The sequence below is a fragment of the Methylobacterium sp. WL103 genome (assembly GCF_008039885.1).
GTDB classification, from domain to species: domain Bacteria; phylum Pseudomonadota; class Alphaproteobacteria; order Rhizobiales; family Beijerinckiaceae; genus Methylobacterium; species Methylobacterium cerastii.
The window spans coordinates 1-5,479 of the sequence record NZ_VRUX01000272.1; the positions used below are offsets into that span (position 1 = coordinate 1).

Annotated in this window: 7 protein-coding genes; 1 reads left to right on the forward strand and 6 read right to left on the reverse strand. The window is 71.0% G+C overall.

Annotation, left to right across the window (positions count from 1 at the left end; genetic code table 11):
- Window positions 1–9: 9 nt before the first annotated feature.
- On the reverse strand, window positions 10–708 hold the full coding sequence (locus FV222_RS15990) for a response regulator transcription factor (protein WP_147751030.1): 699 nt from the start codon (window positions 706–708) through the stop codon (window positions 10–12).
- A gap of 300 nt (window positions 709–1,008) precedes the next feature.
- The gene (locus FV222_RS15995) at window positions 1,009–1,905 is read right to left on the reverse strand and encodes a diguanylate cyclase (protein ID WP_147751031.1); all 897 of its coding nucleotides are present in this window, start codon (window positions 1,903–1,905) and stop codon (window positions 1,009–1,011) included.
- Window positions 1,906–2,067: 162 nt separating this feature from the next.
- Here FV222_RS15995 and FV222_RS16000 point away from each other — a divergent pair, with 162 nt between their 5' ends.
- Complete coding sequence (locus FV222_RS16000; RefSeq protein ID WP_238271079.1) at window positions 2,068–2,451, forward strand: hypothetical protein; 384 nt, start codon at window positions 2,068–2,070, stop codon at window positions 2,449–2,451.
- Between the two features lie 3 nt (window positions 2,452–2,454).
- Here the strand turns inward: FV222_RS16000 and FV222_RS16005 are convergent, their stop codons facing one another.
- The 4 genes from FV222_RS16005 to FV222_RS16020 all read right to left on the reverse strand — a co-directional run.
- Entirely contained in the window at window positions 2,455–2,907 is a 453-nt protein-coding gene (locus FV222_RS16005) for a hypothetical protein (RefSeq protein WP_147762754.1), read from the reverse strand.
- A 175-nt stretch (window positions 2,908–3,082) separates the two neighbouring features.
- Window positions 3,083–3,343 (reverse strand): hypothetical protein, encoded by a 261-nt coding sequence (locus FV222_RS16010; RefSeq protein WP_246685492.1) that lies wholly within the window; start codon window positions 3,341–3,343, stop codon window positions 3,083–3,085.
- A 187-nt stretch (window positions 3,344–3,530) separates the two neighbouring features.
- Entirely contained in the window at window positions 3,531–4,244 is a 714-nt protein-coding gene (locus tag FV222_RS16015; RefSeq protein WP_147762753.1) for an ABC transporter ATP-binding protein, read from the reverse strand.
- 11 nt (window positions 4,245–4,255) lie between these two features.
- On the reverse strand, window positions 4,256–5,479 hold a 1,224-nt coding region (locus FV222_RS16020), incomplete at its 5' end, for a lipoprotein-releasing ABC transporter permease subunit (protein WP_147815057.1).

The window sequence follows — 5,479 nt, forward strand, 5'->3', positions numbered from 1 at the left end:
GCGGCGCGCTCAGTGGCGCGCCGGACCTTCGCCCGTGTTCGTCCGAGGCGCTTCGACGCCGCGCCGGCTGGTCTCCGCGTCGAGCACCGGCGCGAGGCCGAGTTGCCGGGCGAGCGAGACCAGGTCCTTCAACCGGCCGGTCTGGGTCTTGCGCCGCAGGTTCAGGCGGTGGGTCTCCACCGTGCGGACCGAGAGCATCAGGCGGCGCGCGACCTCCTTGTTGCTGAAGCCTGCGCTGAGGAAGCGCAGCACCTCGGCCTCGCGCGGGGTCAGCCCGAGGCCGTCGGCCGGCTCGGCGGCGGCGGAGACCGGCTCGGCCTCGACCTCGGCGCGGGCGATCAGCTGCAGGGCGCCCTCGGCGAGGGCCAGCACGGCGTTGCAGAGGTCGCGCGGGGCGGCGGAGCGCGCCACGAAGGCGTCGGCCCCGGCCCGGAGCAGGGCGTCGAGGTCGGCCGCATTCAACGCCTGGAACGCCACCAGCGTCTTCAGGGCCGGCAGGCGTGCCTTGAGGTCGGCGAGGTGGCCGAGGCCGTCCGCCAGCCGCGTCTCGTCGAGGAAGATCAGCGCGACGACGTTGGCCGGGTCGACCCGGTCGAGGTCGGCCTCGCCGATCGTGTGGAGCGCCGGCATGTGCTCCAGCGTCGCGCGGAAGGCGGGATTCATCTCCTGGGGCTCGTCGAAAACCAGGACGTCAACGGCCATACTCATCCCGCACACCCCATCTTTTCCCGGCATGGCACAATTCCGCCGGGGTCGGAGAAGGTGTTTCAAGACTCGTTCCAGACGAATCCTGGGGTTTTCGGCCTCGGACTTGTGTCGAAATCACATATGGCGCGAGGCTTATACTTAACGCGTGTCTCGCGCAGGCACAGCGCGATCAACCTTAACGCAGGCGAATCGCTGCGAAATCCGGCGCGATCGTGTCCGCGCCCGCCCTGCGAAGACTGGCGAGGTACGCCCGCCCGCCTCGCTCCGCAAGGACATCTGGCGTCGGACCCGCGGGCGGCGTCAGCCGGCGCGCGCGAGCACGATGTCGGTCTCCGCCGAGACGACGCGGTCGCGCCCGGTGGTCTTGGCCTCATAGAGGGCGATGTCTGCGCGCTTGGTGAGCGCGGTGACGCTGTCGCCCTCGCACCAGGTGCTGACGCCGAAGCTGCAGGTCAGGCGCACGGGGCCGCGCGTCCCGCGGATGCGCAGGTCCCGGATCTGGAGGCGCAGCCGCCCCGCGACGGCCTCCGCCGCCGCGAGCGAGAGCCCGGGCAGCACCACCGCGAACTCCTCGCCGCCGAGGCGCCCGGCGATCCCCTGTGCGCCGAGGAGATCGGAGACGGCGCGGATCGCGGCGTCGCCGACGTCGTGGCCGTGCTCGTCGTTGATGCGCTTGAAGTGGTCGATGTCGGCGAACACGGCCGACAGGGTGCCGTGGTTGCCGGCGCGCTCCGCGACGGCTCCGACGCGGGCGAAGAAGGCGCGGCGGTTGAGCAGGCCGGTGAGCGAGTCGGTCTCGGCGAGGCGGATCAACTCGTCCTGCATCGTGGTCAGCCGCTCGGCGGCGCGCAGGCGCGCATGCAGCTCCTCGGCGCCCGGCGGCTTTTCGATGAAGTCGTCGGCGCCGCTGTCGAGGGCCTCGGCGAGGTTCCGGGCGTTGCGCGCCGACGACATGGTGATCACGTAGAGCGGGCGGCGCGCCTCGGCGAGCAGCCTGGCCGACCAGCACAGCTCCAACCCGGTCATCGGGCGGACTTCGAGGCTGGTGATCAGCACCCGGACGCTCGGCGTCTCCTCGAGGAAAGCGCAGGCGGCGGCGGAATCGGTGAACGTGTTGATGACGTGCCCGCGCGGTTCCAGCAGCCCGGTGATGACCTTGAGGACGACGCGGCTCGAATCGACGATGACGATGTGCATGGCGCGCGATACCGGTGGAAACTGGCGTCGCACGAGATGGCCTGAAAAACCTTAAGATGCAGTCTCAGCGAGATACGCGCAGAACGTGGATCGCAGGATCGTACGAGGCGGCGCAACCGCCGACGCCGCGCGACGACCCTGGCGCGCCGACGGGAGAGGCATGTGACCACAGCGAAGAAGTCGATCGGGACCGGGGCCCCACCCTACCCGCGCACGCCGGACGGCCGCTACTTCGTCGTCGGCGGACGGCTGTGGCGCTGCAGCGATCCGCGCCTACCCGAGGAGACCCGGCAGCGCCATGTCGATGAATTGATGGATGCACGCCGCGCCGTCGGGGCGGCCAAGCGCGCGAAGCGCAAGGGCGAGGCCGGCGCGGCCGAGCTGATGCGGAGCGCCCGCGACGCGGTCCAGGCCGCCAAGGAGGCGCTCGGCGAGCGCGGGCCGGTGTGGTGGGGCGACGGGGCCGAGGATCAGGGCGGGCGCAACCCACGCGACTCGCCCTACGCCGCGTGGTACGCGGCGCTCACGCGGGCGGAAGACGCCTGAAGCTCAGCGGTGCGGGACGGAGACCGTGACGACGGAGACGCCGTTGCCGGTCTGGACCCGCCCGCCGGAGGTCCAGGCGCCGTCGCGGCCGCGCGAGAGAATGCGGGGGCCGCGTCCGGGGCGGGCGACGGCGCGCTCGCCCGGGTTGACTACGGTCACGCTCGGCGCGGCCACCGGCGCCTCGCGCAATCCGGAGATCGTCGGCACACCGTAGGTGCCGTAGCTCCACGGCGCCGGGACGATGCGGTTGGGCGAGGGCACGCTGCTGAAGGGCGCGCCGACATAGGCGCCGCGCACCGCCTCGTCGGCAAAACCGTAGCCGCCCTGGCCGGCATAGGCCGCGCCGTCGCCGTAGGGCGTGACGCGGACGGTCTCAGCGCTCGCCGCCCCGGCACCGAGGGACAGGGCGGCGGAAAGGACGAACGAAGCGGCGAGCGACGGGCGGTGACGGGCCATGGATCGGAACTCCGGACGGAACGCTGACTTTCCGGGCAAACCCCGGTTTCGGCGATCTCGTTCCGGTTCGGGGCGGCGAGCTACGTGCGAAGACTGCTTAAACCCTGCGCCGGGCGGTGTTGCGCACAGATTCGCGCAACGAACCCAAATCGAACCTGTCCGGCGTCGATCCGGTTCAGCGGCAGGTGGTGATGCGGCGAACGATCCAGCCCTCGCCCTCAACCCAGAGGCGGCGGCGCATGCGGCTGCAGGTGCCGCCATCCTCCTCGCCCTCGTTCGCCGAGACCGTGCGAGCCGGCGGGGTCACGTCGGCGACCTTGGTCACCGCGGCGGTGGTCGCCGAGGCGGCCGAGGCAGCGGTCGGAGTAGCAAGGGGGGCGGCAAGGCCGAGCAAAGCCACGAGCGTGAGGGCGGGAGCAACGGACGTCGTCGACATGGATCTGGATCTCGCCTGGGCAGCGTTCCCGGCGCGTCGGCACCGGTCGCGGACGACGCGTTTCCGCGTCTTCAAGCGAGTAATCCGCGACTCCGCGTTTCGGTTGCAACGCGAACGTGCATCCGTGCCGAAATGGGATGACGCGTGACCGCGCCGCCACGAGGCGGCGACACCGGCGTCCTCGGCTTCAGTCCAACTGCTCGATCAGCCCGTCGCGGATCGTGACCCGGCGGTCCATGCGGGCGGCGAGATCCATGTTGTGGGTCGCGATCAGCGCCGCGAGGCCGGAGGCGCGCACCAGCGAGAGCAGGATCGAGAAGACGTGGCCCGCGGTCGAGGGGTCGAGGTTGCCGGTGGGTTCGTCGGCGAGCAGCAGGCGCGGCCCGTTGGCGACGGCGCGGGCGATGGCGACGCGCTGCTGCTCGCCGCCCGAGAGCTCCGCCGGGCGGTGGACGAGACGGTCCTTGAGGCCGAGGAAGCTCAGGAGCTCGGTGGCCCGCGCCTTCGCCTCGCTGCGACCGAGGCCGCGGATGAGCTGGGGCATCACCACGTTCTCCAGCGCCGAGAACTCCGGCAGCAGGTGATGGAACTGGTAGACGAAGCCCATCTCCTCGCGCCGGAAGCGCGTGCGCTCGGCATCCTTCATCGCCGCGGTCGGCTGGCCGCCGACATAGACCTCGCCGCCGTCGGGCCGCTCCAGCAGGCCGGCCAGGTGCAGCAGCGTCGACTTGCCGGCGCCCGACGGCGCGACGAGCGCCACCAGCTCGCCCGGCCAGATCGCGAGGTCGGCCCCGCGCAGGATGTCGAGGCCGCGGTCGCCCTGCGCGTAGCGCCGCTCGACGCGGGAAAAGAACAGGGCCGGCACCGGCGGGATGCCGGCGGGCTCGGGGGTTCCGCTCATGGGAATGCCGCTCAGCCGTAGCGCAGCGCCTGCACCGGATCGAGCCGGGCCGCGCGCCAGGAGGGATAGACCGTCGCGGCGAGCGCGAGCAGGAACGAGGTCAGCACCACGACCGTGATCTCGGTAGGATTCATCTCGGCGGGGATCTCAGCGAGGAACCGCACCGTCGGGTCCCAGGCTCCGGGAAACAGCACCCGCTGGATCGGCTTGATGTTCAAGGTGATCAGGATGCCGAGCCCGAGGCCCGACAGCGTGCCGACGAGGCCGATCAGCGCGCCGTTGATCAGGAACACGCGCATTACCGTGCCCGGCGTCGCGCCCATGGTGCGCAGGATCGCGATGTCGCTCGACTTGTCGCGCACCAACAGGATCAGGCCGGAGACGATGTTGAGCGTCGCCACCACGACGATGAGGCTCAGGATCAGGAACATCACGTTGCGTTCGACCTCGAGCGCCCCGAAGAAGGTGCGGTTGCGCTGGCGCCAGTCGGTGAGCAGCACCGGCCGCTCGGCCGCCATCTCCAGCGGCTCGCGCATGGCGGCGACCGCGTCGGGGTTGTCGATGTAGATCTCGATCAGGCTGACGTCGCCCTCGCGGTTGAAGAACGCCTGCGATTCGGAGAGCGGCATGAACACGAAGGTCGAATCGAACTCGGTCATGCCGATCTCGAAGATCGCCTTCACATTGTAGCTCTTAGTCCGCGGCGCGGTGCCGAAGGCCGTGGTCGCCCCCTTCGGCGTCGAGAGGGTGATGGTGTCGCCGGCCTGGATCGCCAGGCTGTCGGCGAGCCGGCGGCCGATCAGCACGCCCGAGCCGTCGTCGAAGCCCTCCAGCGTGCCGCCGCGCAGGGATTTCGAGATGCCGCCGATCGCCCCGAGGTCGTCGCCGCGCACGCCGCGGACCAGCACGCCGCTGCCGCCGTAGGGCGAGGAAGCGAAGGCCTGGCCCTCGACCAGCGGGATCGCGGCGCGCACCCCCGCCACCTTCGAGAGCCGCTCGGACAGGTCGGCGAAGTCGGTGAAGGTGCGGTCGATCGGGGTGACGAAGATGTGGCCGTTGATGCCGACGATCTTCGACAGCAGCTCGGTGCGGAAGCCGTTCATCACGGAGAGCACGATGATCAGCGTCGCGACGCCGAGCGCGATGCCCAGCACCGAGAAGAACGCCACCACCGAGACGCCGCCGCCCCGGCGCCGCGCGCGGAGGTAGCGGCCGGCGATGATCCACTCGAAGGC